This is a genomic window from Kaistia sp. SLG-1 (genome assembly GCF_059699055.1).
Genome location: NZ_AP048544.1, coordinates 3,980,017 through 4,004,753, shown reverse-complemented (window position 1 = coordinate 4,004,753; position 24,737 = coordinate 3,980,017). Strand labels below are relative to the sequence as shown.

Genomic DNA, 24,737 nt, shown 5'->3' with positions numbered 1-24,737 from the left:
CCTGCCGACCCTCGGCCCGGCCGACCGATGAGCAGCTTTCTGTCGCCCGAGGAACTGACCGCCATCGGCCTGAGCCTGAAGGTCTCGTCGGTGGCCATGCTGGTCAGCCTGCCCTTCGGTATCGCCATCGCCTTCATCCTGGCGCGCGGGCGCTTCTATGGCCGCACCCTGCTCGATGGCCTCGTGCATTTGCCGCTGGTGATGCCGCCGGTCGTGACCGGCTATCTGCTGCTGCTCGCCTTTGGCCGCCGGGGGCCGCTCGGCGCTTTCTTCGAGCAGACCTTCGGCCTCGTCTTCGCCTTCCGCTGGACCGGCGCGGCGCTCGCCTGCGGCGTGATGGGTTTTCCGCTGATGGTGCGCGCCATCCGCCTTTCGATCGAAAGCATCGATCGCAAGCTCGAGCAGGCCGCCTCGACGCTGGGCGCCGGGCGGATGGTCGTCTTCCTGACCGTGACATTGCCGCTGGCGCTGCCCGGTATCCTGGCCGGGCTGGTGCTCTCCTTCGCCCGCGCGCTCGGCGAGTTCGGCGCCACCATCACCTTCGTCTCCAACATTCCGGGCGAGACCCAGACCGTGCCCTCGGCGATCTACGCGCTGATCCAGACGCCGGACGGCGACGCGGCGGCGCTGCGGCTGACGGTGATCTCGATCGCCATCTCGCTGGCCGCCCTCGTGCTCTCCGAGTTCCTGGCGCGGCGCGTGGCGCGGGGGACGGTCGGATGACGCTCTCCGTTTCCGTGCGCAAGCTGCTAGGGAATTTCACGCTCGATATCGAGCTTCAGACGGGACCCGGCGTCACGGCGCTGTTCGGCCGCTCCGGATCGGGCAAGACCTCGCTCGTCAACCAGATCGCCGGCCTCGCCCGGCCGGATCGCGGCAGCATCGTCCTCGACGGCCGCACGCTCGTCGATACCGAGCGCTCCGTCTTCGTGCCGCCGGGCAAGCGGCGCATCGGCTATGTCTTTCAGGAGGGGCGGCTCTTCCCGCATCTCTCCGTCCGCTCTAACCTGCTCTATGGCCGCTGGCTGACCCCGCGCGCGCGGCGCTGGGGCGGGCTCGACGAGGTCGTCGAGCTGCTCGGCATCGGCGGCTTGCTGGCGCGCATGCCGCGCGATCTCTCGGGCGGCGAGAAGCAGCGCGTCGCCATCGGCCGCGCGCTGCTGGCGAGCCCGGATTGCCTGCTGATGGACGAGCCGCTCGCCGCTCTCGATCGCGAGCGCAAGGCCGAGATCCTGCCCTATATCGAGCGGCTTCGCGACGCCAAGCGTCTGCCGATCGTCTATGTCAGCCATTCCGTCGAGGAGGTCGCCAGGCTCGCCGACACGGTCGCGCTGATCGATGGCGGACGCGTCGCGGCGCTGGGGCCGGTCGGCGAAGTGTTCGCGCATCTGGGCGCGGTGGGAGATTGGGAGGCCGGCGCGGTGCTCGAGGCCGTCGTCGTCGCGCAGGATCCGGCCGACGGCGTCACGCGGCTCGACCATCCGGCCGGACCGCTGGTGGTTCCCCATGTCGATGCCGCGATCGGCACGCGGCTGCGCATCCGCATTCGCGCCCGCGACGTGACGCTGGCCGTCGGCGAGCCGGGGCGGCTCTCGGTCCGCAACCGGCTGGCCGCGCGCATCGTCGAAATCGGTAGCGAGCCGTCGCCCGATGTCGGCGTCCGGCTCGATGTCGGCGGCGAGCCGATGCTCGCACGCGTGACGCGCGACGCGGTGCGCGATCTCGATCTCAAGGCCGGCCTCGCCGTCACGGCGCTGGTAAAGGCCGTGGCGCTCGACGGGACATAGATCCGGATTTTCAGGGAGAGGGGAGGCGTCGCTTCCCGCCGATGGCGAGGGGACGCGAAGGGAAGGCTGCGGGAATCAGGCCGGGCAGGCGCTCTTCACGGCGGCGCCATCGACGACCAGCCGCACCTTGGCGGTGCCGGTCTTGACCATGCCGAGCTGCTGCGCGGCAGCGCGGGAAACGTCGATCACCCGGCCGCCGGTGAAGGGGCCGCGGTCGTTGATGCGGACAACGACATATTTGCCGTTCTTGAGGTTCTCGACCCGGACGCGGGTGCCGAAGGGCAGGTTGCGGTGCGCCGCCGTCATGGCGTTGGGATTGTTGCGCTCACCGTTGGCGGTCTTTCCGCCGAGCGCGTACCAGGAAGCTCGGCCGCACTGAGTGCCGGCTTCCGCCGGCAGGCTCCCGAAGGAGAGGGCCGCACCGGCGGCCACAAGAGCAGCCGTAACGGCCGCGATACGCAATTGAACCTGCACGCTTGATCTCATGGTTTTCGCGCTCGCTGACGCGGTTTGCACCTAAAACGGGAAACAAGTTTCGTTGGCTGTTTATCCAACAGCGGAAAAAGGCGAGATTTGGGCGTGCGATTGTTCACAAACTCAACGCAACCGGGTGCAATCGGTTCCTGCGCCGGCTATCGAATGTGACTCAGGGTCAGACTCAGCCGGCGTTGAGTCGCGAGATCAGCGACATGGCGGCGAACGGCGCCTTGGGCTTGAAGCCGTTGATCATGTAGAGGAAAACGTCGCGCTTGCCGCGTTCCTTCGGCGCCTCGGCGAGGAGGGGAAGATCGGCAGGCATATCGCCAGCCGCCCATGTCTCGACACGCCCGCGCCAATCCTCCAGAGCGGAGTCGGGATAGCCGTTTTTTTCTGCCTCGGACGCATTTTGCAGGCGGGCATAGACGAATCCGGCTGTCGGGTCCGCAATCTGGGGAAAGTCGTCGGAATCGGCGACAACCACCGCGACGCCATGCCGGCGGGCGAGCTGGATGAAATCGGGCGTCTGGAAGCTCGGATGCCGGACCTCGACGGCGTGACGGATCGTCTTGCCGTCGACGCTCTCCGGCAGAAGCTTGAGGAAGCCCTCAAAGTCCTCGGCGTCGAATTTCTTGGTCGCCATGAACTGCCAGTTGATCGGACCGAGCTTCGCGCCGAGTTCGGTGACGCCGCTGGCGAAGAAGCGGTCGATCGACTCGCCGGCCTCCGCCAGGACGCGGCGGTTGGTGGCGAAGCGTGGACCCTTCAGCGCGAAGACGAACTCATCCGGCGTCTCGTCGGCCCATTTGCGGAAGCTCTCCGGCTTCTGCGAGCCGTAATAGGTGCCGTTGACCTCGATCGAGGTCAGTTTCGACGCCGCATATTCCAGTTCGCGCTTCTGCGGCAGCCCGGCGGGGTAGAAATTGTCCCGCCACGGCTCGAACGTCCATCCCCCGATGCCGATGCCGATCATGGTGTGTGGCTCCTGTCTGCTCGTTCCGATTGGAACGCGGACGACGCTTGCGCGTTCACTGTCGTCAGCAATGGGAGAAATCGATGATGTTTCGGGCCAAACCACCCGTCGTTGTTCCGGAAATCTCGACCGAGGGTCGCGTGGTTTCCGTGGTCGCCGGACTGATATTGGCCGCGGCCGCGCTGAAGCCAAGGCCCAACCGGCTCCTGTCCCTGTTGGCGTTGGGGACCGGGTCCTACCTGGCCTATCGAGGCGCGACCGGGCACTGTCCGATCACGGAGGCCGTCCGCGATCATTGCCACTATGAGGGCCGTGGCCGCTGAGGCCACCGTCCTGGCATCTGGAGAGGAAGCGCGCCGGTCAGGCGCGCTTGCGGACGATCGCGCCCCAGATCAGCAGAACGACCACCGCGCCGACGATGGCGCCGATGAAGCCTGCCTGGTCGTTGGGGCCGTACCAGCCGATGGCCTGCCCGATCCAGGTCGCCAGGAACGCACCCGCGATGCCGAGGATGACGGTCAGAATGAAGCCGCTCGGCTCATTGCTGCCCGGGGTAATGAACTTCGCAACGACACCGGCGACGAAGCCGATGATGATCGTCCAGATAATGCCCATGATGTCTGCTCCCCGTGATATCGGCCCCCACCGATTCAGCCGCGACAAAATGTTGCACGGCTTGGGCTGATTTGGCGAGAGCTAATCGATCTTGACGTTGCCGCGCATGGCCTTGACGCCGGAGCGCCGGGTCTTGCCCTCCAGCCGCCGCTTCTTCGAGGCGAGTGTCGGACGGGTGGCGCGACGCGGCGTTGGCGGCGGCACCGCCTCCTGGATCAGCGCGACCAGACGCTCCAGCGCGTCGGCGCGGTTGCGGGCCTGATCGCGAAAGCGCTGCGCCGTGATCACGATCACGCCGTCCTGTGTCAATTTCGAGCCGGCGAGCCGCATCAGCCGCACGGCGACCGCGTCGGGCAGCGCGCGCGATCGCCTGGCGTCGAAGCGCAGCTGCACCGCGCTCGACACCTTGTTCACGTTTTGCCCGCCCGGCCCGGAGGCGCGGATGAAGCTTTCCTCGATTTCGCTTTCGTCGAGGGCGATGTCGTCATTGATGCGGATCATGCTCGTTTTCCCCGCGCCCGGAATAGCACGGCCGCGCGGATTTCGGGAGCATGTCGCAATCCGGCAACAGTTATGCTAGAATCACTTTGCAAATCGGGGGTATCCAATGACGGGGGTATCGATGAATCTCCAGTTTGGACTAGCTGTGACGCTCGTCGTCGTCGCCGGTTTTCTGCTGGCCAACAAGGCCGGCGCCGTCAGTTTTTCCGGTTCCACCGTGACCGCCTTCTCGCTCGCGGGTGGGCCGCCGGTAGCCTATCCGGCGCTGCTGCGGTTGCGCTGATTCGGTCCGGCCTGATCCTGTCAGGCGGTCGCTGAACCGTTCGCCGGCACCGAGGTGCTGTGGGTCGGCCGTGGGCGTATCTGGGGCGAGCCTTCCTTATACACCGCGCATGACGGTCGCTGCCGAGGCTTGGCCGCTTCCTGTTTCCAGGCGGGCCCTCGAGACGGAGGCGTTCTGTTCTGGGAGGGGGCGGGCCGCATCCCTGCCGAGCGGCCGCTTTCCCGATGCTGAATGCTCAGGCTGGCGGAGAATATTTCGCCGCCTTGGCCGAGCGCATCGATTCCATGCCTTCGGCTGTCGTCATCAACACCGTGGTCCGGATCTTGGAGAGGCTGCCGGAGGAGCCGATCGCCAGCGACAGCGCCGCCGCCGACTTGTTGTCCGGGAACTCCGCGATCAGCGCGACGTCGAATTCGCCGAGCGCGAAATAGAACGCCTTCAGCGAGCCGCCGAGCGATTCGACCGCCTTTCGGGCCGCGTCTTCGCGGTTCTGCGGATTGGCGACCATCGCCTTCACGGCGTTCGAGGAATAGGAGACCTGCAGCAGGTAATAGGCCATGGCGAGCTCCCTTCGGGGCGCGCGCGTCAGCGCAGCTCGCGCCTTTGGCGCGCACCAGACCGCCCGGCCTGATCCGGCGGATCGGCGGGGCGGCGACTCACAATGAACCTGAAGGTGACGTAAGGGAAGTTCGGCCGGGCCCGTACGGACCCTGCGCCTTACTTGTCGGCCTTTGCCTCGGCGATCGCCTTGTCATAGGCGGCGCAGATCTCGTCGATGTTTGTCGTCCGCTCGGCAACGCGATCGACGTCGATCTGCTTGCCGCGCCAGGCGTCCGCCTTGGCCGGATCCTTGGTGGTGATCGCCTTGACCAGCTCGGCTAGCGATATGGATTTCTGCTGCAGCTCGTCTTCCGTGCAGGCGAAAGCCGGCGTGGCGGCCAGAAGCAGCGAAAGAGCCAGGATCGTGCGGCGCATCGTTTGGATATCCTCGTCTCGAAATGAGTCCCCGGTCCGGTATAAAGCCGTCGGGGCGGCAATGCACGTTTCGGCGTGCGTGGCGAAAATGCGAAGGGGCGCCGAAGCGCCCCTTGCCGTTTTCCAGGATCCGATCGGCAACCTGATTTGCCGGGTCCGCTACCTCGGCCTTTACTTGGCCAGGCAGTTGTCGACGTTGTCGGGCAGGCAGGTGTCGAGGCCCGTGAACAGGATCTCGTCAACCTTCTCGCCGTTGATCAGCTTGATCATGGCGTCGGGAGCCTTGTAGCCCATCTCGAACGGACGCTGGCCGATCTGCGCATGGCTGCGGCCGGCCTTGAGGGCGTCGATCTGCGGCGGCAGCGTGTCGCCAGCGATGATGACGAGGTCCTTGCTCTTCAGGCGGTCCATGACGCCGTCGGTGACCTGCGCATAGGCCTGCGGGGCGAACTGGGCCCAGCCGCCGACGAGCACGAAGGCGTCGAGCTTCGGATTGGCGGTGAAGGTGTCGCTCATCTGCTGGTTGGCGAGGTCCGACTGGTCGTTGGTGAACAGCGGGCAGCCCGCCGGTTCCGTCCAGCCGTTCTGGCCCGTCAGCTTGTCGGTGCCCTTGGCGCCGGAGAGCGTGTCGCGCACGCCCGCGGCGCGGGCGGCGATGTTGGCCGCGGCGACGTTGCCGAGCTGAAGGCAGACGGTGCCGCCCTTCTTCAGCTTCTGCAGCTCTTCGCCCATCTTGACGCCCATCAGGTAGTTGTCGGTGCCGAGATAGGCCTTGCGAAGCGCGGAATCCTCGGCGTTCAGGTCGGCGTCGACCGTCATCACCGGGATCGTCGGGGCGCGCTGCTTCAGAAGGTTGGCCATGGCCGGGGCGTTGGACGGCGAGATGGCGATGGCGGCGACGCCCTTGGTCAGCAGATCGTCGACGATCTGGACTTCGCCGGCTTCATCGTTGCTGGAGGCCGGGCCAGTATAGAGGCAAGTATATCCCTTGCCCTTGTTCTCGGCGTTCCACTTCTGGCAGCCCTTGTTGATCTCTTCGAAGAAGGGGTTGTCGAGGCCCTTCACGACGATCGCCAGCGTCTTGTCCTCGGCCTTCGCCGCGCCGATCGTCAGCGCCAGCGCGGTGGTGGCAAACGAAAGTATTGCCAAAGCTTTCTTCATGGTCTCCTCCCGAGACATTCAAAGCGGCTTGCCGCCGGTCGCGCCGCCTTCGGCCGCTCTTCGTACGTTCCCGGGTGTTCCCGGTGAACGCGCGACAAGCCTGAGGCTGCCTTTCGACAGGGGCACAACCAACTAAATTCCGAAATCGAACAAAGTCAATGCGGTTAATCCATTCATTCGCCAATGACGCAACGCAATGGAAATATTGTGCGTCGCAATTCGGCTTCATAAGAATATGATATCCATTGCGTTATTTGAGGCTGGTCTGATCGTTGATGCGCGTATGACATGCCGTATGCATGGGTATTTTGCTACCTCTACGGGATGCCTAGTCTATTTGTCCGGCGCTCCGGTTGACGCCGGTGCAACGCGCCAATATGGGTAAAATCAGGAGCCGGGGCGGCGTCGCCATTCCGGGACAAGGGGGACGACGGGCCGATCAACGGTCCGCGTGGCAGGGAGGAGCGCCGGGATGACCGTCCTGGAACTCAAAGGTATTTCTAAGCATTTCGGGGCGATTCAGGCCCTGAACGACGTCTCGCTCTCGATCGAGCCGGGTGCCGTGGTCGGCCTGATGGGCGACAATGGCGCCGGCAAGTCGACGCTGGTGAAGATCATCGCCGGCAACTTTCCGCCCTCGCATGGCACGATCCGGGTGCAGGACCGCGAGGTGCACTTCCACAAGCCGGTCGAGGCGCGCGAGAGCGGCATCGAGGTCGTCTACCAGGACCTCGCGCTCTGCAACAATCTGACCGCCGCCGCCAACGTGTTCCTGGGCCGCGAGCTCCGGCGCGGGGTCTGGCCGCTGCGCATCCTCGACTATGCGACGATGTACAAGCGCGCCGGCGAGCTCTTCAAGGAGCTGAAGTCGGAGACGCGGCCGCGCGATCTCGTCAAGCAGATGTCCGGCGGCCAGCGCCAGGCGGTGGCGATCGCGCGGACGCGCCTGTCCGATTCGAAGATCGTGCTGATGGACGAGCCGACGGCGGCGATCAGCGTGCGCCAGGTGGCCGAGGTGCTCAACCTCATCCGCCGGCTGCGCGACCAGGGCATCGCCGTGATCCTGATCAGCCACCGCATGCCGGACGTCTTCTCCGTCTGCGACAAGATCGTCGTTCTGCGTCGCGGCACCAAGGTGGCCGACAAGGACATCGCCCGCAGCTCGCCGGAAGAAGTGACGGCCTTGATCACCGGCGCGCTCGAGCGCGCCTGACATCGAGCGAAACGAAGAGAAAGGACGTTACATCATGGCTGTTTCGCTCGACGACACCATCAACCGCCAGACGCACAGCACGCTGAGCTGGCTGCTTTCCCGTCAGACATTCTGGGTCTTCGTCGCGGCCGTTCTCGCCTGCATCGCGCTGACCGTTCTGACCGACACGTTCGCGACGAGGAACAATCTCTTCAACGTGACGCGCAACTTCGCCTTCGTCGGCATCGTCGCCATCGGCATGACCGTGGTCATCATTTCCGGCGGCATCGATCTTTCGGTCGGTTCGACGCTCTGCCTGTCGGCGATCGTCACCGGCCTGGTGATGAGCGCCGGCTATCCGCTCGGCGTGGGCATCGCCGCGGCGCTGGTCTCGGCGATCATCGTCGGCGTCGTCAACGGCGTGCTGATCGCCTATGTCGGCATGCCACCTTTCGTGGTGACGCTCGGCATGCTGTCGGTCGCCCGAAGCATGGCGCTGGTGCTGTCCAACAACAAGATGGTCTACCAGTTCGGTCCCGATCAGGCGCTGCTGCTGCAGCTGGGCGGCGGCACCACCTTCGGCATCGCCAATCCGCTGATCGTGCTCGCCATCATGGCGCTGATCGCCGGCTTCGTCTTCCGCTGGACCGGCTGGGGCCGGCACATCTTCGCCATCGGCGGCAACGAGCAGGCGGCGATCCTGACGGGCGTCCCGGTCAAGCGCATCAAGGTCGGCGTCTATGTCATCTCGGCGTTGACGGCCGGTATCGCCGGCGTGCTGATGACCGGCTGGCTCGGCAGCGTGACGACCAATCTCGGCACCGGCATGGAGCTGACCGTGATCGCGGCGACCGTCATCGGCGGCGCGAATCTGGCCGGCGGCACCGGCACGGCGTTCGGCGCCGTGGTCGGCGCGGCGCTGATCGAGGTGATCCGCAACAGCCTGATCCTGCTCGGCATCTCGACCTTCTGGCAGGGCGCGTTCGTCGGCAGCTTCATCGTCATCGCCGTCGCCTTCGACCGCATCCGCAGCTTCCGCCAGTCGGATTGATTTTTGACCACCGGGCGCCGCGGCTTGCGGCGCCCGGTTTTTCTCTGGGGCAGCGTCTTCTTTCACCCCTCCCTCAGGGTGATCTTTGCAGAACACCGAAGTCGCCATGCAGTCACGGCCGATGGACAGGGCACCGTCGCCCCGGCGGAGGCCGGGGCCCATGAACACCGGCCAAGGAAGCTTGGCTCAGCCTGTCGGCCATAGGCCGGTGTGTCTGGATCCCGGCCTTCGCCGGGATGACGGCGGAGGGTGGCAAGGCCCGTTCAGTGCGATGAAGGCGGTGTTGCGCGAAGGTCTCCTTGGGGAGAGGTGAGAAGTCAGGACAGCCTCTCGACCGATGGGCTCGGCATGCGCAACAATGCGCACCCATCCCGTCAAATCTCGAAAACCGTATGAAACTTCCTAACCAGACCGAGGGCCTTCGTTTCCGTCTTGTCCTGAAGGCGGGCTTCGCGCTCGGCCCCGGCAAGGCGGATCTTTTGCAGGCGATCCGGGATACCGGCTCGCTGGCGGCGGCGGGATCGCGGCTCTCCATGAGCCCGAAGCGGGTCTGGACCCTTGTGCGCGAGATGAACACGGCGTTTCAGGCTGCCCTCGTCGAGACCGAGAAGGGCGGCACGGGCGGCGGCGGCAGCGCCCGGCTGACCGATACGGGGCGACTTGTTCTCGAGCGCTACCGCGCCATGGAGAGCGAGGCGAACGCCGTCATCGCCGCCGGTGTCGCGGAACTGCGCGGATTGATGCGCGAGTGATCGCGGGCTCCAGCGACTAGTTGGGTCGCTTCTTCTCGAACCGGCATTCCCTTCGCTCGAAGACGTTCAGAGCGGCGGCGTCTTGTCGAGGTGGGCCAGAATGCCCCGCGCGGCGGCGATGCCGGTGGCGAAGCAGGCCTGCAGCAGATAGCCGCCGGTCGGCGCTTCCCAGTCGATCATCTCGCCGGCGACGAAGACGCCGGGCAGCGCCTTCAGCATGAAATCGTCGTCGATGCCGTCCCAGGCGACGCCACCGGCGGTCGAGATGGCCCGCTCGAGGCCTTCGGTGCCGGTCAGCTTGAGCGGCAGCGCCTTGATCCGCGCCGCGAGCGCTTCGGGATCGCGGGGCAGGGCGCCGTCGCCACCTTCGCGCAAAAGGTTGATCGCGACCGGCGCAAGATGGGCGGCCTTTCGCAGGAGGTTCGACATCGACTGGCCGGGCTTCTGGCCGGCGATCCGCGCCGCCAGTTCGGAAGCGCCGCGGCCGGGCGCGAGGTCGAGTGTGATCGTGGCCGAACCCTCGGCGGCGATCGCCTCGCGAAGCCTTGCCGAAAGCGCATAGATGAGGCCGCCCTCGAGGCCGTAGCCCGTCACCATCGCTTCGCCGCGCAGGGTGATGTCCTGGAAGTGGACGGCGATCGTCTTCAGCGGCGTGCCGGCGAAGCGGGAGCGGAAGAGCTCCGACCAGCCGGTCCGGAAGCCGCCATTGGCCGGACGCAGTGGCGTGACGTCGACGCCTTTCTCCCAGAGGATGTCGGACCAGGCGCCGTTCGAGCCGAGCCGGGGCCAGCTGGCGCCGCCGAGCGCCAGCAGCGTGGCGTCGGCCTGGACCGCCGTTTCGCCGTCGGGCCTGCCGAACCGCAGTTCGCCGGGATCGCCAAAACCCTTCCAGTTGTCGCGCAGCGAAAATTGCACGCCCTGCTCGCCGAGCCGGCGCAGCCAGGCGCGCAGCAGCGGCGAGGCCTTGAGCGAGGTCGGAAACACGCGGCCGCTGGAGCCGACGAAGGTGGGCTCGCCGAGCCCTTCCGCCCACGCCCGAAGCGCCGATGGCGGGAACGCCTCGATCGCGGCGGCGAGGCGGGGCGACGCCGCGCCGTAGCGGCGCAGGAAGCTCTCGATCGGCTCGCTATGGGTGAGATTGAGGCCGCCGCGGCCGGCCATCAGCAATTTGCGGCCGACCGACGGCATGCGGTCATGCACCGTGACGCGGACGCCGGCGGCGGCGAGCGTCTCGGCGGCGATCAGGCCCGCGGGGCCGGCGCCGACGATGGCGACGGAACGGATTTGGGGGGAGGTTGCTTCGGACATCGCCGCGGTTTGTCGTTCGAAACCGCGGCGATCGCAAGTCCCCTAATGTCGAAGGGCCCCGCGCTGATTAGCGCTTGCCGACCAGCTTGTCGGCGAAGAGCGCGGCGCTCTTGGCGTAGACGCCGGCCTTGTTCCACTCGCGCAGCACGCCGAAATTGTGCGAGCCTTCCTCCCACGAGCCGCCGCGCTGCCAGCCGTAACCCTTGAGGTAATTGGCGGTCGAAGCGAGCACGTCGATCGGGCTGTTGCGCAGATCCGCGTGGCCGTTGCGGTCGAAGTCGACGGCGAAGCGGACATAGGACGTCGGCAGGAACTGGGTCTGGCCGATTTCGCCGGCCCAGCCGCCCTTCATCTGCGCCGGCGACAGGTCGCCACGCTGGACGATCTTCAGCGCCGCCATCAGCTGATCCTGGAAGAAGTCGGTGCGGCGGCAGTCGAAGGCGAGGGTCGCGAGCGAGCGGATGGTCGACATGTTGCCGCTGCCGGCGCCGAAATCGGTCTCCATGCCCCAGATCGCGATCAGGATCGGCGCGGGAACGCCGAACTGCTGCTCGATCCGGTCGAGCGGGCCCTTGTACTGCTGCATCAGCTTCTTGCCCTTGGCGACGCGGCCGGGCGAAACGACGCGCTTCGAATAGACTTCGAAGGGCTGGCTGAAATGCTTCTGGTTGCGGTCGAGCTTGATGACGCGCGGGTCGTAGGTGACGCCGGCAAACGACTGCTCGACAGTGGAGCGCGAGATGCCGGCCGAGATGGCCTCGGCCTTGAAGTCCTGCAACCAGGCGCCGAACTGCGCCGGGTCCTTGCCGCAGCTGGCGGCCTCGGCCTGTCCCAGGCCAACCACGAGCGCGACGGAGAGAGCGAGAGCCGGCAGGCGGAGTTTCGAGATCTTCATAGTGAGCCTTTGTCTTGTCGGAACGGCCGGGGACGGCGCAAAAGGGGGCACGCGCACCGATATCCTAAGCCGGCGATGGTTACCTAGCGGTTGAAGAACTGATTCGATGCGACCATCGTCTCATTCGCGCGGCAACCTGTCCAAATTCACGGCAATCGTTGCTGCTTTCAGCCGAAACCGGCGCGTTTCAGGCGGACGATGGCGAGATCGAGCGCCGACAGGAAGGCGGAACGGTCCCTGGGCGAGAACGGACGCGGGCCGCCGGTGATCGCGCCGGCCGAGCGCAGATCTTCCATCAGATTGCGGGTCGCCAGCACATTGCCGATCGAGGCTTCCGTGAAGGGCTTGCCGTTCGAGCCGATGACATCGGCGCCGGCCTTGATGCAGCGGTCGGCCAAGGGAATGTCGGCCGTGATGACGATGTCGCCACGGCCGACCCGCTCGGCGATCCAGTCGTCGGCGACGTTCAGGCCGCTCGGCACGATGACGCGCTCGATCCAGGGTTCGCGCGGAATGCTGATCGGCGTGTTGGCGACGACATGCACCTTGAGGCGGTGCCGCTCGGCGACCTTGTAGATCTCGGCCTTCACCGGGCAGGCGTCGGCGTCGACATAGATCTCGATCGGGCGGGGTTCGGGGGAGTTGGACATTCGATACTCAGAAAGGAAGAAGGGCCGCCCTTGAGGCGACCCTTCCATTGTCAGACCGCGACCCGGCACGTAGCCGGAGGAAAGCCGGTCACGCGGCACAAACCCCTACGAAGGCAGAGATCCGGACCATTGCAGCCGACATACGCGGTGAAAGACAATGAGACACTAGACCACCTCCTTTCGATTGTTGATGACGCCCTTAACCTAGTCCTGTTCGGCTCGATTCGGTAGTCCCCGACGTCAGCTTCCGCAGCGGCGCGCTGTTTCTGCATCAGTCGCGCCGGGGTTGTCGCCGCTCAGCGGATCGCCTGCAGCAGCCCGGCATCCGGGAAGCAGGTGGCCTGCCGGCCGTTCGCTTCCTCCCATGCGCCGATCGAAATCCGGGTCTTGAAGCCGACGAGCCCGTCGACCTTGCCGACATCGGCGCCGCGCTTCACCAGCCGTTCCTGCATGGCGCGCACATCCGAGCGCTGGAAGCCGCCGACGTCGCCCCAGGCGGCGCTGAGCGGGCCCGCGCCGCGCAGCCGGTCGGCCAGGTGGCCGATGAAAAGCGCATAGAGATCGGACTCGTTGTAGCTCTTCAGCACGTAGAAATTGGACGAGACGATGAAGGCGGGGCCATGCCGCCCGGCCGGCATCAGCAGGTGGCCGATGCGCTCGGGCGTACGCCCGGCGAGCTTGCCGCCGCCGACCGGGCGAATGCCCATCTTCTCCCAGACCGCGAGCGGCTTGCCCTGCTCGGGCCCTTCGAGGCTGCAGGAGACATTCGCCGGCACGACCACCTCGACGCCCCAGCCGACGCCCGGCTGCCAGCCGTTCTGGCGCAGATAGTTGGCGATCGAGGCGAGGCTGTCGGGAACGGAGTTCCAGATGTCGCGCTTGCCGTCGCCGTCGAAATCGACTGCCAGCGTCAGATATTTGGAGGGCAGGAACTGCGGCTGGCCGAGGGCGCCGGCCCAGGAGCTGCGCATGTCCGCAAGCGGGATATGGTCGCCTTCGAGGATCTGCAGCGCGGCGAGGAACTCGGGATAGAAGTTCGCCTTGCGCGCGCCCATGAAGGCTTCGGTCGCGAGCGCCCGGATGGCGGGGTAGGGCAGCTTCGCGGTGCCGAAGCCGGATTCACGGCCCCAGACCGCGACGACGATCGAGGCGGGGACGCCATAGGTCTTCTCGATCTTGGCGAGCGTCTTCGACCACTTGGCGAGCAGCGACTGTCCGCCATTCGCCAGCGCCGCCACCTTCGCCTCGCTGAAATAGCGGGCCGGGCCGGAGAATTCGGCCTGGCGCTGCGGCTCCTCGCGCTTCTTCGGGAAGCCGGGCGGGGCGAGATCGGGCAGCGACCAGTCGAGCGTCAGTCCCGAGAGCGCGCTGTCGAGCGTGCGGGCCGAGACGCCACGGGCGCCGGCATCGGCGCGAACCGTCGTCGCCAGCCAGCTCTGGAACTGCTTCTCGACCTTGGCCTGGGCTGCCGTCTGGGCGGTTGCCGGCAGCGCCGCGACGAGAAGCAGAAGAAGACTGAGCAGGATGCGCACGGGTTCGATCGCCTCGCCAAGGGTTGGAAACAGACCGCACCTTGGCGAAGGCAGGCGCTTCGCGCAACCGTTTCGCTGCCGCGGCCGGCCTGGCGGCGCGGGTTCCCGTCAGCGCGAGAGCTTCGGACTGCCGATCGATTCACCCACCAGGCAATCGGCCTGCGGCACCTCCCGCTGGTCGGCGACGGGCAGGATGGCCGGGCCCTTGTCGGCGATTTCGGTGACCAGCTTGCGCCGGATCGCCTCCTCGAACTGCCCGACAGACGTGACTGCCACCATGAAGGCGCCGACGCCGCCGACGACGCAATCGCGGTAGTAGAGATCGAGATTGTCGATATCGAAGGCGGCGGACCCGTTCTGGCGCGGTTCGCGCAGCGTGATCGCGAGGCCGTTGATGGTGATGCCGCGCGCCACGACGGCGTCGCGGATCGGGGTGACCGGCGGGCCCATATTGTTGGGGCCGTCGCCGGAGATGTCGATCGTCCGACGGGCGCCCGCAAATCCGTTGTGCTCGAACAGGGCGGCGCCGAACAGGAGGCTGCTGGAAATCGAGGTTCCGTAGCGGCCATAGACCTCGCCGGGGCTGATCCGCTCCGCGACCGCGTCGGCGCCTTCGCCGTCCTCGATCACGCTCCACGGCACGATGATCCGCTGCGAATTGGCGCCGGACCATTCGTAATAGGTGATGGCGATCCGGCCGAGCGGACCGGACTGGATGGCGGCGATCACGTCGGGATGGCGCAGCGCGGCGATGTAGCCCTGCCGCTGCAGTTCCTGCTCTTCCGCATCCATCGACCGCGACACGTCGACGGCGAGGACCAGCTCCAGATCGACGGGCAGGTCCTTGGCACGGGCGAGCCCTGGAGCCAGGGCTGAAAAGACGGCTGCGGCCAGAAGGGTTCGAGCGTGCGGCATGTCGCGTCTCCGTTCGCGGGCCGACCTCTGCCGGGCAACGTCGTCGACGTGGTCCCGAGATGGATCGGCGTGGAAGGGCGGTTTGCCCCGGGGCGTTCGGGCCGATGGCGCCGGCAGCGCTGGCCGCCGTTTGCTGGCTTGTCTGTCGTTGTCTGGATTGGATGTGGCTCCACCGAGTTCGGCTCCGGTCCCGCCCAGGGTCCGTACTCGATTGGGAATGGGGCAGCGTTGGGCCAAAATCGCGCGCGGGCAGGAGCCGACCACAGCCGATGGCTATCCATCGGCGCGGATCGGCGACGCACCAGCGCACGATTTTCGCCCAACCCGAAGGGCTTGACGGAAACCGGGCCATTTCGGCGTCGCTGCCGGCTCGTTGGGGGAGGCCCAACGTCGCCGTCATCTCCTGGAACTGACCCGGTTTCTGTCAAGCGCTGCCTCGTTCCCAATCGAGTACGGACCCTAGTGGAAGCCTAGGGCGCGACGGCCTCGTCTCAAGCGCGGGGAGGGCCGCGTCGGGCCGCTTGCGGATCAATTCGTCGGCACTCAACACGGCCCCCGAGCCGCCGGCGCGAATGTCGGATAGAGTGGGAAACCATTTGCCAGGGAGGCAGGGTTGGGCGAGGCGGGCAGGACCATGTCGGATAACGCCGTCGCGGATGGGCGGGGCTATGTCCTTCTCGCCACCATCCTCGCCTCCGGCATGGCATTTATGGACGGATCGATTGTCACGGTCGGCCTGCCGGCGATCCGCGCCAATCTCGACGCCAGCTTTGCCGAGGCGCAATGGACGGCGAACGCCTACACGCTGACGCTGGCCGCTTTCACGCTGCTCGGCGGCGCCGCCGGCGATGCCTATGGGCTGCGTCGGGTCTTCATGCTCGGGATCGTCTTGTTCGGTGTCGCCTCGGCGGCCTGCGGGCTGGCCTGGTCGCCCGAGAGCCTGATCCTGGCGCGCGCCATCCAGGGGATCGGCGGGGCGATGATGGTGCCGGGCTCGCTCGCGCTCATCACGCAGCACTATCCCGCCGCCATGCGCGGGCGGGCGATCGGCACCTGGGCCGCCGCCTCGTCGATCGCTCCGGCGATCGGCCCGATCCTCGGCGGCGCGCTGGTGGATCTCGGCTCCTGGCGGGCGCTGTTCCTGATGAATGTCCCGATCGCGGTCGCCGCCTGGCTGCTCTGCCGTGCCAAGGTGCCGGCCGACAACCCGACCGCCGCCGTGCGGATGGACTGGACGGGCGGCGTGCTCGCCGTCCTTGGCCTCGGGCTGCTGACCTACGGGTTGACGCGGCTCGGTACCGAGTCCGGCTTCCAGTTCGAGGTTGCGGCGGGGCTGACGCTGGTGGGCGCGCTGGTGCTGGCCGGCTTCGTGTTCTACGAGGCCCGGACACCGTCGCCGATGATGCCGCTTGACCTCTTCAGGAGCCGCATGTTCGCCGGCGTCAATGTCCTGACGCTGCTGCTCTATTTCGCCTTGGCCGGAGCGCTGTTCTTCCTGCCGACGGCGCTGATTCAGGCGCACCACTACAAGGCGGCGCTGGCCGGATCCGTCTTCCTGCCCTTCGTCATCGTGATGGCGGTGGTGTCGCGCTTTGGCGGCGGGCTGGCCGACAAGGTCGGCGTGCGGCCCTGCCTGACCGTTGGGCCGATCCTGACCGGCATCGGCTTCCTGCTGCTGGCGCCGGCCGTCGCGCAGGGCGGCTTCTGGATCGCGGTGGTGCCGACGATGCTTTTGATGGGGCTCGGCATGGGCATCACCGTGGCGCCGCTCTCGACGGCCGTGATGAACGCCGCGCCGGACGAGCGGCGCGGCGCCGCGTCGGGCATCAACAATGCCGTGGCGCGCGTCGCCGGCCTTCTCGCCGTCGCGAGCCTTGGCGCGGCCGTCAGCTTCGGTTTCGAGCGCGTGCTGGCCACGGCCGGAACGGAGACGGCGGCCATGGTCCGCGTCGCCGGCTTCGGCGGCAATCTGGAGCGGCTCACCGGCGTCGATCCCGCCGAGGCCGCGGCGCTCTGGGCGCGCGCGACGATCGCCGGCTTTTCAGCCGCTACCGTGCTCTGCGGCGTTTTCGCGATCCTGGCAGGCGTCGTCGGCTGGCTCTACACCGGCGACCGCAAGCAGGGCTGAGACGGCCTGGTCGCCCCGCGGATGGTCGGCGCGCTGCTGCTGGTCCGCGATGCGATAGCTCGATCCGCCGGATGCCTTGGCGTCGTAAAGGGCGATGTCGGCCCGGCGATAGGCGCCTTCGAAATCGGGGTTGCCACCGGCCACCTGCGCGATGCCGATGCTGGCGCCCGTCGAGACGACGGCGTCGGCGAAGCCGATCGGCTCGGAGATGCGGGCGATCAGCCGCTGTGCCGTCTGTTCCGCCTCGCCGAGCCGCGACTCGATCAAGAGCGCGAACTCGTCGCCGCCGATACGGGCGGCGATGTCGCGCTTGCCGAGGCAGGCGCGCAGGCGATCGGCGATGGCGAGCAGCGCATGGTCGCCGAACTGGTGGCCGTAGAGGTCGTTGATCGGCTTGAAGTCGTCGAGATCGATCAGGACGAAGCAGAAGCTGCGCTTCTCCTCGTTCCAGCGCTGGAAGCTCTCCGTCAGCGAGGCGCGGTTGGCGAGGCCGGTCAGGGCGTCGTGATGGGCGCGGCGGTCGAGCTCCTCCTGGCGGGCGCGCCGGCGCGAGATGTCGAGCAGCGTGCCGACGGCGCGCGTCGGGTTGCCCTCCGCGTCGCGCTCCACGACGCCGCCGCGATCGAGCACCCAGACCCAGTGCCCGTCCCGATGGCGCAGGCGCTGTTCGACGCTGTAGCGGGGGGATCGACCCTCGAGGTGGTCGTTCAGGCGACGGGCGGTCTCCGGAGTATCGTCGGGATGGCGCAGCGCCGCCCAGGTGTCGACCACTTCCTTGAGCTCGTGCCGCTGATAGCCGAGGATCGAATACCAGCCGTCGCTGAAATAGGTCTCGTCGGTGTTGATGTTCCAGTCCCAGACGCCCTCGCCGGAACCCGCGAGCGCATAGCGCAGCCGCTCCTGGCTCCGCTTGAGGTCGCGCGCCGCCTTGCGCAGGCCGGCGAGCGCGGCGGCGACGAAGAGCGGCGGGATGGCGTTCAGGCTGAGCGCAAGCTCCGTGCGCTGCAGCTGCCAGGCGATCGACGTGTTGTTGTAGGCGCGCGGCCATTCGCCGGCGACGATCAGCAGGATGATGCCGAGTGAAATCGCCGAGCCGAGCGTCGCGGTCGCCGGCGGTCCGAAACGGATCGCGCACCAGAGCAGCGGCGCGGTGAAGAAGCTGATCATCGACACGCCAGTGTCGCGCATCACGAGGATGCCGCCGGCCGCCACCGCGACGATGGCGAGGAATTCCAGGACGAGCGGCCATTCGCTTCGCCGCAAGGCCCGCCGGAACTGATCCACGCGGCCCGGTTTCACCCAGGCGAAGAACGGCGCCAGGATGATCGCGGCGCTGGCCGCGTTGAGACGCCAGAGGACCGGGAAGCTGTCGCCGATCGGAACGTCCCGATACCAGGCGAGCGTGGCGGAGGCGGAGAGCGCGCTCAAGATCGCGCCGGTGGAGAGGATGGCGACGAGGACGGTAACGTTGAAGATGCTTTCGAGGCCGGAGCCCGGCAGGCGCAGCCGCTGCGCCGCATAGACGACGAAGACGACCTCGAGGAGGTCCGAGGCGGTCAGGGCGAGGCCCATCGCCCCGGCGCCGACGACCGTCTGCAGCAGCACGCCGCCGACGGCCGCGCCGGCGAGCACCCAGCCGGCCTGGCTGAGGCCGAGCGACAGGATCAGCGCCACGAGCAGGCCGTTGACCGGCCAGAAGGCCGGGGCGTTCTCCGCGATCTGCATGAGCCACAAGCCGGTCCGGGCCGCCACCGCGAAGAGTACGCAGCCGGACACGAACGAGACCAGCGGAAGAGGAAGTCGATGCACCACAGGTTGTCCTGATTGTCGCTTCTTCGTTAGCTATCGCAGCAAAGCATTGAGGAAGAGCGAAGAAGAGCGATCAAATTTAACGAATACAGCCTGTGCGGGTATTTGGGCGGGGTTCGGGGAGCCATCGGCCCCCCGAACGAAGCGGCCGAAATCAGGCCGCGCGGGTGCCTTTCTTGACCGAAACCTGTTCCGCCAGCCGGCCGCTGAGCTCCGCCAGATGGTCGAAACGGCTCGAATAGGTGCCGACGCCGGCCGTCGCCGACCGAAGCTCGACGATCAGGCCGCGCATTTCGGATTCCGGGATCTCGGCCTCGACGACGTCCCAGCCGGGCCACTCCGGCTTGGCGTCGAACCCGAGCAACTGGCCGCGGCGCTGCGTCACCATCATGTTGACGCGGGAACTCGCTTCCGATGGCACCGAGACGGAGACGTGCAGCACCGGCTCGAGGAGCACCGGCGTGCAGGCTTCCAGCGCCTCGCGCATGCCGATCTGCGCCGCCGTGCGGAAGGCCTGGTCGGAGGAATCGACCGCGTGATAGGAGCCGTCGGTCAGCTTGACCGCCACATCGACGACCGGGAAGCCGAGCGGTCCCTTCTGCAGGACGTCCTGCACGCCGGCCTCGATCGCAGGGATGTAGTTGCGCGGCACGACGCCGCCGGTGATCTCGTCCTCGAACAGGAACCCTTCGCCGCGTCGCTGCGGCCGGATCTGCAGCACGCAGTCGCCGAACTGGCCGTGGCCGCCGGACTGCTTCTTGTGCCGGCCGCGCACCGACGCCTCGCCGCGTATGGTCTCGCGATACGGGATTGTGGGTGGCCGGGTCTCGACCTTCAGCCCGTAGCGCGCCGCGAGACGCTCGATCGCCACGCGCAGGTGCATTTCGCCCTGGCCGCCGATCCGGATCTCGCTGGTCTCCGCGTCCTGGCTGATGACCAGCGACGGGTTCTCCTCGGCGAGCCGGCCGAGGGCGGCCGAGAGCTTCGTCTCGTCCTTGCGCTCGCCCGGCTGGACAGCGAGCGCGATCACCGGCTCCGGGGTTGCGAGCGGCGCCAGCTGGACCGGCGGCTGCTTGCCCGTCGCCAGCGTCATGCCCGTCGCCGCGCCGTCGAGCTTGCCGAGGCCGACGACTTCGCCAGCCGAGGCCGGCTCGCGCTTCGAGGCCTGCGGGCCAAGCAGGCGCAGCAAGCCCGATACCCGGCCGACGGAGCCCTCGGGGCCGACCAACTCGACGCCGTCGGCAATCGTGCCGCGCAGCACCCGCGCGACGGAGAGCTTGCCGGCATGCCCGGTGTGGAGCGTCTTCATGACCTGAAGGACGGTCTCGTTGCCTTCCGGCAGGCCAAGCCGCTCCGCCGTCGCGGCGATATCCGGGACTTCGTGCCGGATCGCCTTCAGCAGGCGCCCGATGCCATGCGCATGCAGCGCCGAGCCGATCAGCACCGGGCAGACGAGGCCGGCCCGCATGTCGGCGACGAGATCGGCGAGCACGTGCTCGCGCGACGGCTCGACGTCCTCGAGCAGCTCCTCCATCAGCGCGTCGTCATAGTCGGCGAGTTTTTCCAGGAGCGCGTATCGCTCTCGCGCCTCGGCCACGCGGATCTCGTCCGTCATGTCGATCAGCTCGCTCGGCGCATATTCGCGGTAGACGAAGGCGCGCTCCAGGGCGAGGTCGACGAAACCGGTGACGACGTCGTGCTGGCGGATCGGGATGTGGCGGAGGAGCAGGGGTACGGCGCTCGCCGGCTGGAGCAGCTCCAGCGTCTCGCGCACGCCCTTGTCGCTCTTGTCGATCTTGTTCAGGAACAGGATGCGCGGAATGCCGCGCGCCTCGAGCCGCTTCAGGATCAGCTGCAGCGCGCCCATCTTCTTCTCGTCCGGCTCGGCGACGACGATGGCGCAGTCGACGGCGTCCAGAACGGCTTCCGCCTCATGGCTGAATTCGACCGAGCCGGGGCAGTCGAGCAGGGTAATCCGCTCGTCCATGAAGCTGGTCTCGGCGACGTTGAGCTCGACGCTCATGGCGTGGGCGCGGGCTTCCGGGGCGCTGTCGCCGACTGCGCTGCCGTCGCCGACGATGCCCTGCTTATGGATCGCGCCGGTGCGCGCCAGCATCGCTTCCATCAGGGTCGTCTTGCCGCTGCCGAAGGGTCCGACCAGGGCGATTGCCTTGGGGCCGGCACTTCTGCCGACACCACCTCCGTTCTGGTTCGTCATCGCTTCCTCCGTTCATGAAATGTTCTTTGATCATTCTCATGTCTTGGATGCGTGAACCGGAGCCAGAGATCCGGCCCGCCAGTCGATCGTCTCAGGGAAAGGCGGATGTGGCAAGGCGCGGAAGCGGAAATGCGAAAGGCCCGCGCCGGTCGGCGCGGGCCTCGTCATCCCGGGGGATGAAAATCCGAGCGATCCCGCCCGCTTGAGGGCGGCGGGACCGCTATGCTTCTTAGTTGACCGGGTCGAGCAGCAGGGCAGCGCCGCCGGCGGCGACGTTGAGGCCGACCTGGCCGGTCACGCTGATCGGCTGCAGGGCGATCGAGCCGCGGGTGCCGCCGAACAGGACGTTGGCGCCGACGCCGCCGACAACGGTCGCTTCCGCCGTCGCGCCGAGATAGAGGCCGCCGAGCGAGCCGCGGTGATAGCCGGCCGTCGGGGCGAACACGGCCCAGACTAGGCGACCCTGCTTGGTCCAGCCGAGGTCGACGCCGAGCTTCTTGATGTTGCCGATATACTGCTCGGAGCCGCCGCCATACGGAGCGAAGGTGCAGGCGACTTCCTTGGCCGAGCCGATGATGTAGCCGAGGCCGGAATTGATGTCGCAGGTGAGCGTGCCGATGCGGACGCCGTTGCGGCCGTCTTCGTAAACCGGCGCCGTGGTCAGGTCGGCGGCTTTGGCGACGCCGAGACCGGCGAGGGTCATCGCCACAGCTGCCGCAACGCGCTTGATGGAAACAAACTTGGACATAATGAATTGTTCCTTTCATGTTACGCCGAGCAGCGTCACCGCTGCCAGACGCCGTCCGGGGGGCTACTTCAGTGGCAACCGGAATATATGGCGGCCAACCCTGGTGGCGACCAGATACTGGCCATGATAACGACTCTCCCGGCTATTCGATCCACCGAAGTGCACTGCACTCGTCATGACAAACCAAATGCGGTTGGGCAAGTGTCCCGTGTCACTTGTCTTGCCGTTCGGTTAACGCCCTGGAGTTGCTGATGCTGACAGCCTACGCGGTCACCGCCACCGGGCCCACCGTTCTTCCCCCCGCCGAGACCGATTTCGCCGCGACGGCGGGATGGATCGATCTCTATGTTCCGACGCCGGACGAAGAGCATGCCGCCGAGGCTTTCCTCGGCGCGCTGGTGCCGACGCGGGAAGAATCGCAGGAGATCGAGTTCTCCAGCCGCTTCTATGTCGAGAACGGCGTGGTGTTCATGACGGCCAGCGTGCTGGCCGGCCTCGACGTCGGTCATCCTGTGCTGACGCCGTTCACCTTCGCCGTCTCCAAGTCGAAGATCGTCACGCTGCGCTATGAGGAGATGAAGGCCTTCCGCCAGTTCCTCGCCGTGGCGCCCAAGCCGGAGAGCGGCTGCGGCACGGTGGTCGGCATTTTCAACGGGCTGCTCGAAGCGTTCATCGCCCGCACCGCCGATGTGCTCGAGCACATCGCCCAGCATGTCGACCGCATCAACAGCGAGATCTTTACGCGCAAGCCCAGCGAGCGCCTGCGCTCCAAGCGGCTGGCCGTGCTCATCGGCGCGATCGGCACGCAGGGCGACCTCGCCTCGAAGGCGCGTGAAAGCCTGGCCTCGCTGGAGCGCCTCGCCCAGTATGCCGCCGCCATGTTGCCCGATCAGGCGCTGAAGAACGGCAATGGCGCCCGCCTCAAGCTGGCGCTGCGCGATGTGCGCTCGCTCGAGGACCACGTCAATTTCGTGCTGAACAAGATCACCTTCCTGCTCGACGCGACGCTCGGCCTCGTCGCCAACCAGCAGAACCAGGTGGTGAGCGTGCTGACAGTCGCTTCGACCATCCTGATGCCGCCGACGCTGATCGGCACGATCTACGGCATGAACTTCAAGGACATGCCGGAGCTCGGCTGGGGTTACGGTTATCCGCTGGCGCTCGCGATCATGGCGATCTCGGCGCTCGTTCCCTTCCTCTATTTCAAGCGGCGCGGCTGGCTCTGACGCCGCCCTAGTTATTTGTTTGGTCGCGTTTTCTTGACGCGAACCGGCCCCACTTCGCTTGAAAACGCTTCGAGGTCAGAGATAGGGCGTTAGCAGCCGCACCGCCGCGTCGCGCAATCTTGCCGGCAGCGGGCGGTTGCGCAGCTCCGCCACGGTCACCAGCCGCGCATCGACGGTCTTGGCGTCGATGAGCGCGTTGATCTTGGTGGCGAAGGTGTCCTGATAGGCCTCGACGTTGAACTCGAAGTTCAGGCGCAGGCTGCGCGCGTCCCAGTTGGCGCTGCCGAACAGCACCCAGGCGTCGTCAACCGTCATCAGCTTGGAGTGATCGAACGGGGGCTGCGCCCGGCGGATCTGCACGCCCGAGCGGATCAGCGGCGAGAGCGAGCCGTTCATCGCCCAGTCCATGTAGCGCTGGTCGGAGCGGCCGGGAATCAGCAGCTCGACCGATACGCCGCGCAGCGCGGCGAGGGCGAGCTGCGAGGTGATGCGGTCGTCGGGCAGGAAATAGGGCGTGACGATGCGGATCCGCCGCTCGGCGCGTCCGATCGCCGCCGCCATCGTCCACATCAGCTTCTCATTGTCCTCGTCCGGCCCGCTGGCGATTCCGCGCGCCGGGATCGAGCCGGCGGCGCCGATCGCCGGGAACCAGTTCGGACCCTTCAGCAGCTCGCCGGTGGTGAAGTCCCAGTCCTCGGCGAAGGTTTCCATGAGATGGGAGACGACTGGCCCCTCGACGCGGAAATGCACGTCCTGGACGGCGCGGTCGATCGGGGTCTTGATCTTGCGGAAGAGGTTGCCGCCGCTGATGTTCATGCCGCCGGTGAAGCCGTGGCAGCCATCCGTCACCATGACCTTCTTGTGGTTCCGCAGGTTGATGAACGACATCTTCCAGGGCGCGACCTCATGCAGGAAGCGCGCGACGGGCACGCCCGCCGTCAGCAGGCGCTGATAGGCGAGGTTCTTCAGATAGCCGCCGCCGATGCCGTCGAGCAGCACGCGCACTTCCACGCCGCGCCCATGCGCGGCGATCAGCGCGTCGATGATCGGCGCGCCGCCGCTGTCGTCATGGAAGATATAGCCGGAGATGCCGACGCTCGCCTGCGCCGCGTCGATCGCCCGCACCATCTCGGGATAGGCGACGTCGCCATCGACGAGCGGCGTGATGGAGTTGCCGGCCAAGAGCGGCCGCCCGGTGATCCGGAGGCCGAATTTCGCCAGCGGCTCCAGATGCTCGTCATCGCCATGCGCGACGTCGGCGGGCGACAGCACGAATCGCGATTCCGGCGGCTCGACGTCCTCGCCGGCGTCCGACATCTTGATCGCCTTGCGGCGGACGCGGTTGACGCCGAACATCAGGTAGAGCAGCGGCCCGACATAGGGCGACAGCCAGGCGAGGCCGATCCACGCAATCGTCGATTGCGGGTTCAGCCGGGTCAAAAGGGCGTGCACCGTCACCGCCCCGGCCAGGACGATGTGCAGCAGCGAAAACAGTAGTGCCAGTTGGCTAGCCATCATTGCCCGTCCCCTCGACCTTAAGC

General features: G+C 67.0%; 25 protein-coding genes. 9 read left to right on the top strand and 16 right to left on the bottom strand.

Features of this window, described 5'->3' with window-relative positions:
- Nucleotides 1–27: 27 nt before the first annotated feature.
- Both modB and modC read left to right on the top strand, forming a co-directional pair.
- Nucleotides 28–723 (top strand): molybdate ABC transporter permease subunit, encoded by a 696-nt coding sequence (gene modB, locus AC6HZP_RS18480; RefSeq protein WP_201400473.1) that lies wholly within the window; start codon nt 28–30, stop codon nt 721–723.
- Nucleotides 720–1,787, top strand: a complete 1,068-nt coding sequence (gene modC / locus AC6HZP_RS18475; RefSeq protein ID WP_497524030.1) for a molybdenum ABC transporter ATP-binding protein — start codon at nt 720–722, stop codon at nt 1,785–1,787. Before modB ends, modC begins: the two co-directional genes overlap by 4 nt.
- A 75-nt stretch (nt 1,788–1,862) precedes the next feature.
- Here the strand turns inward: modC and AC6HZP_RS18470 are convergent, their stop codons facing one another.
- Together AC6HZP_RS18470 and AC6HZP_RS18465 are read right to left on the bottom strand one after the other, a co-directional pair.
- A complete protein-coding gene (locus tag AC6HZP_RS18470) occupies nt 1,863–2,243 on the bottom strand; it encodes a septal ring lytic transglycosylase RlpA family protein (RefSeq protein ID WP_371813043.1) in 381 nt (126 codons plus the stop codon).
- Nucleotides 2,244–2,445: 202 nt separating this feature from the next.
- On the bottom strand, nt 2,446–3,237 hold the full coding sequence (locus AC6HZP_RS18465; RefSeq protein WP_497524029.1) for a DUF72 domain-containing protein: 792 nt from the start codon (nt 3,235–3,237) through the stop codon (nt 2,446–2,448).
- Between the two features lie 83 nt (nt 3,238–3,320).
- On the opposite strand from AC6HZP_RS18465, the gene AC6HZP_RS18460 reads away from it, so the two are divergent.
- On the top strand, nt 3,321–3,560 hold the full coding sequence (locus AC6HZP_RS18460; RefSeq protein ID WP_201400469.1) for a YgaP-like transmembrane domain: 240 nt from the start codon (nt 3,321–3,323) through the stop codon (nt 3,558–3,560).
- A 37-nt stretch (nt 3,561–3,597) separates the two neighbouring features.
- Here AC6HZP_RS18460 and AC6HZP_RS18455 read toward each other — a convergent pair whose 3' ends face one another.
- Together AC6HZP_RS18455 and arfB are read right to left on the bottom strand one after the other, a co-directional pair.
- A complete protein-coding gene (locus AC6HZP_RS18455) occupies nt 3,598–3,852 on the bottom strand; it encodes a GlsB/YeaQ/YmgE family stress response membrane protein (protein ID WP_201400468.1) in 255 nt (84 codons plus the stop codon).
- A gap of 81 nt (nt 3,853–3,933) precedes the next feature.
- Nucleotides 3,934–4,353 carry an alternative ribosome rescue aminoacyl-tRNA hydrolase ArfB gene (gene arfB / locus AC6HZP_RS18450; RefSeq protein ID WP_201400467.1) on the bottom strand — a complete coding sequence of 140 codons (420 nt, stop codon included), beginning with the start codon at nt 4,351–4,353 and terminating at the stop codon, nt 3,934–3,936.
- Between the two features lie 121 nt (nt 4,354–4,474).
- On the opposite strand from arfB, the gene AC6HZP_RS18445 reads away from it, so the two are divergent.
- On the top strand, nt 4,475–4,636 hold the full coding sequence (locus AC6HZP_RS18445) for a hypothetical protein (protein ID WP_497524028.1): 162 nt from the start codon (nt 4,475–4,477) through the stop codon (nt 4,634–4,636).
- A gap of 235 nt (nt 4,637–4,871) precedes the next feature.
- Here AC6HZP_RS18445 and AC6HZP_RS18440 read toward each other — a convergent pair whose 3' ends face one another.
- The 3 genes from AC6HZP_RS18440 to AC6HZP_RS18430 form a co-directional block, all read right to left on the bottom strand.
- Nucleotides 4,872–5,195, bottom strand: a complete 324-nt coding sequence (locus tag AC6HZP_RS18440) for a GYD domain-containing protein (RefSeq protein WP_201400465.1) — start codon at nt 5,193–5,195, stop codon at nt 4,872–4,874.
- A 158-nt stretch (nt 5,196–5,353) separates the two neighbouring features.
- Nucleotides 5,354–5,611 carry a hypothetical protein gene (locus AC6HZP_RS18435; protein WP_201400464.1) on the bottom strand — a complete coding sequence of 86 codons (258 nt, stop codon included), beginning with the start codon at nt 5,609–5,611 and terminating at the stop codon, nt 5,354–5,356.
- Nucleotides 5,612–5,782: 171 nt separating this feature from the next.
- On the bottom strand, nt 5,783–6,772 hold the full coding sequence (locus AC6HZP_RS18430) for a substrate-binding domain-containing protein (RefSeq protein ID WP_497524027.1): 990 nt from the start codon (nt 6,770–6,772) through the stop codon (nt 5,783–5,785).
- A 472-nt stretch (nt 6,773–7,244) separates the two neighbouring features.
- Between AC6HZP_RS18430 and AC6HZP_RS18425 the strand changes: the two genes are divergently transcribed.
- The 3 genes from AC6HZP_RS18425 (at nt 7,245) to AC6HZP_RS18415 (ending at nt 9,767) form a co-directional block, all read left to right on the top strand.
- A complete protein-coding gene (locus AC6HZP_RS18425) occupies nt 7,245–7,985 on the top strand; it encodes an ATP-binding cassette domain-containing protein (protein ID WP_497524026.1) in 741 nt (246 codons plus the stop codon).
- 34 nt (nt 7,986–8,019) lie between these two features.
- On the top strand, nt 8,020–9,015 hold the full coding sequence (locus tag AC6HZP_RS18420; protein WP_497524025.1) for an ABC transporter permease: 996 nt from the start codon (nt 8,020–8,022) through the stop codon (nt 9,013–9,015).
- A 392-nt stretch (nt 9,016–9,407) separates the two neighbouring features.
- On the top strand, nt 9,408–9,767 hold the full coding sequence (locus AC6HZP_RS18415; protein WP_497524024.1) for a winged helix-turn-helix domain-containing protein: 360 nt from the start codon (nt 9,408–9,410) through the stop codon (nt 9,765–9,767).
- 66 nt (nt 9,768–9,833) lie between these two features.
- Here AC6HZP_RS18415 and AC6HZP_RS18410 read toward each other — a convergent pair whose 3' ends face one another.
- The 5 genes from AC6HZP_RS18410 to AC6HZP_RS18390 form a co-directional block, all read right to left on the bottom strand.
- A complete protein-coding gene (locus tag AC6HZP_RS18410; protein WP_497524023.1) occupies nt 9,834–11,075 on the bottom strand; it encodes a TIGR03862 family flavoprotein in 1,242 nt (413 codons plus the stop codon).
- A gap of 67 nt (nt 11,076–11,142) precedes the next feature.
- On the bottom strand, nt 11,143–11,970 hold the full coding sequence (locus AC6HZP_RS18405) for a lytic murein transglycosylase (protein WP_497524022.1): 828 nt from the start codon (nt 11,968–11,970) through the stop codon (nt 11,143–11,145).
- 167 nt (nt 11,971–12,137) lie between these two features.
- Complete coding sequence (locus tag AC6HZP_RS18400) at nt 12,138–12,620, bottom strand: YaiI/YqxD family protein (RefSeq protein WP_497524021.1); 483 nt, start codon at nt 12,618–12,620, stop codon at nt 12,138–12,140.
- A 296-nt stretch (nt 12,621–12,916) separates the two neighbouring features.
- Nucleotides 12,917–14,152: a lytic murein transglycosylase gene (locus tag AC6HZP_RS18395; protein ID WP_497524020.1), complete on the bottom strand. Its 1,236-nt coding sequence runs from the start codon at nt 14,150–14,152 to the stop codon at nt 12,917–12,919.
- A 108-nt stretch (nt 14,153–14,260) separates the two neighbouring features.
- Nucleotides 14,261–15,067, bottom strand: a complete 807-nt coding sequence (locus AC6HZP_RS18390; RefSeq protein WP_497524019.1) for a DUF1194 domain-containing protein — start codon at nt 15,065–15,067, stop codon at nt 14,261–14,263.
- Nucleotides 15,068–15,701: 634 nt separating this feature from the next.
- On the opposite strand from AC6HZP_RS18390, the gene AC6HZP_RS18385 reads away from it, so the two are divergent.
- Nucleotides 15,702–17,195, top strand: coding sequence for an MFS transporter (locus AC6HZP_RS18385; RefSeq protein WP_497524018.1), 1,494 nt, complete (start codon nt 15,702–15,704; stop codon nt 17,193–17,195).
- Here AC6HZP_RS18385 and AC6HZP_RS18380 read toward each other — a convergent pair.
- The 3 genes from AC6HZP_RS18380 to AC6HZP_RS18370 all read right to left on the bottom strand — a co-directional run bounded on the left by AC6HZP_RS18380 (nt 17,109) and on the right by AC6HZP_RS18370 (nt 21,970).
- On the bottom strand, nt 17,109–19,004 hold the full coding sequence (locus AC6HZP_RS18380; RefSeq protein WP_497524017.1) for a diguanylate cyclase domain-containing protein: 1,896 nt from the start codon (nt 19,002–19,004) through the stop codon (nt 17,109–17,111). The genes AC6HZP_RS18385 and AC6HZP_RS18380 overlap by 87 nt on opposite strands.
- A gap of 154 nt (nt 19,005–19,158) precedes the next feature.
- Entirely contained in the window at nt 19,159–21,222 is a 2,064-nt protein-coding gene (locus AC6HZP_RS18375) for an elongation factor G (RefSeq protein WP_497524016.1), read from the bottom strand.
- Between the two features lie 229 nt (nt 21,223–21,451).
- A complete protein-coding gene (locus AC6HZP_RS18370) occupies nt 21,452–21,970 on the bottom strand; it encodes a DUF992 domain-containing protein (RefSeq protein ID WP_201400452.1) in 519 nt (172 codons plus the stop codon).
- Between the two features lie 251 nt (nt 21,971–22,221).
- Here AC6HZP_RS18370 and AC6HZP_RS18365 point away from each other — a divergent pair, with 251 nt between their 5' ends.
- On the top strand, nt 22,222–23,196 hold the full coding sequence (locus AC6HZP_RS18365) for a magnesium transporter CorA family protein (RefSeq protein WP_497524015.1): 975 nt from the start codon (nt 22,222–22,224) through the stop codon (nt 23,194–23,196).
- 75 nt (nt 23,197–23,271) lie between these two features.
- Here the strand turns inward: AC6HZP_RS18365 and AC6HZP_RS18360 are convergent, their stop codons facing one another.
- Nucleotides 23,272–24,714, bottom strand: a complete 1,443-nt coding sequence (locus AC6HZP_RS18360) for a phospholipase D-like domain-containing protein (RefSeq protein WP_201400450.1) — start codon at nt 24,712–24,714, stop codon at nt 23,272–23,274.
- Nucleotides 24,715–24,737: the final 23 nt, after the last annotated feature.

Bases quoted from the DNA above. Each gene is read 5' to 3' on its own strand.
- modB (WP_201400473.1), top strand. From the start codon at position 28: ATGAGCAGCTTTCTGTCGCCCGAGGAACTGACCGCCATCGGCCTGAGC.
- modC (WP_497524030.1), top strand. From the start codon at position 720: ATGACGCTCTCCGTTTCCGTGCGCAAGCTGCTAGGGAATTTCACGCTC.
- AC6HZP_RS18465 (WP_497524029.1), bottom strand. From the start codon at position 3,237: ATGATCGGCATCGGCATCGGGGGATGGACGTTCGAGCCGTGGCGGGAC.
- AC6HZP_RS18460 (WP_201400469.1), top strand. From the start codon at position 3,321: ATGATGTTTCGGGCCAAACCACCCGTCGTTGTTCCGGAAATCTCGACC.
- AC6HZP_RS18455 (WP_201400468.1), bottom strand. From the start codon at position 3,852: ATGGGCATTATCTGGACGATCATCATCGGCTTCGTCGCCGGTGTCGTT.
- arfB (WP_201400467.1), bottom strand. From the start codon at position 4,353: ATGATCCGCATCAATGACGACATCGCCCTCGACGAAAGCGAAATCGAG.
- AC6HZP_RS18445 (WP_497524028.1), top strand. From the start codon at position 4,475: ATGAATCTCCAGTTTGGACTAGCTGTGACGCTCGTCGTCGTCGCCGGT.
- AC6HZP_RS18440 (WP_201400465.1), bottom strand. From the start codon at position 5,195: ATGGCCTATTACCTGCTGCAGGTCTCCTATTCCTCGAACGCCGTGAAG.
- AC6HZP_RS18435 (WP_201400464.1), bottom strand. From the start codon at position 5,611: ATGCGCCGCACGATCCTGGCTCTTTCGCTGCTTCTGGCCGCCACGCCG.
- AC6HZP_RS18430 (WP_497524027.1), bottom strand. From the start codon at position 6,772: ATGAAGAAAGCTTTGGCAATACTTTCGTTTGCCACCACCGCGCTGGCG.
- AC6HZP_RS18425 (WP_497524026.1), top strand. From the start codon at position 7,245: ATGACCGTCCTGGAACTCAAAGGTATTTCTAAGCATTTCGGGGCGATT.
- AC6HZP_RS18420 (WP_497524025.1), top strand. From the start codon at position 8,020: ATGGCTGTTTCGCTCGACGACACCATCAACCGCCAGACGCACAGCACG.
- AC6HZP_RS18415 (WP_497524024.1), top strand. From the start codon at position 9,408: ATGAAACTTCCTAACCAGACCGAGGGCCTTCGTTTCCGTCTTGTCCTG.
- AC6HZP_RS18410 (WP_497524023.1), bottom strand. From the start codon at position 11,075: ATGTCCGAAGCAACCTCCCCCCAAATCCGTTCCGTCGCCATCGTCGGC.
- AC6HZP_RS18405 (WP_497524022.1), bottom strand. From the start codon at position 11,970: ATGAAGATCTCGAAACTCCGCCTGCCGGCTCTCGCTCTCTCCGTCGCG.
- AC6HZP_RS18400 (WP_497524021.1), bottom strand. From the start codon at position 12,620: ATGTCCAACTCCCCCGAACCCCGCCCGATCGAGATCTATGTCGACGCC.
- AC6HZP_RS18390 (WP_497524019.1), bottom strand. From the start codon at position 15,067: ATGCCGCACGCTCGAACCCTTCTGGCCGCAGCCGTCTTTTCAGCCCTG.
- AC6HZP_RS18385 (WP_497524018.1), top strand. From the start codon at position 15,702: ATGTCGGATAACGCCGTCGCGGATGGGCGGGGCTATGTCCTTCTCGCC.
- AC6HZP_RS18375 (WP_497524016.1), bottom strand. From the start codon at position 21,222: ATGACGAACCAGAACGGAGGTGGTGTCGGCAGAAGTGCCGGCCCCAAG.
- AC6HZP_RS18370 (WP_201400452.1), bottom strand. From the start codon at position 21,970: ATGTCCAAGTTTGTTTCCATCAAGCGCGTTGCGGCAGCTGTGGCGATG.
- AC6HZP_RS18365 (WP_497524015.1), top strand. From the start codon at position 22,222: ATGCTGACAGCCTACGCGGTCACCGCCACCGGGCCCACCGTTCTTCCC.
- AC6HZP_RS18360 (WP_201400450.1), bottom strand. From the start codon at position 24,714: ATGATGGCTAGCCAACTGGCACTACTGTTTTCGCTGCTGCACATCGTC.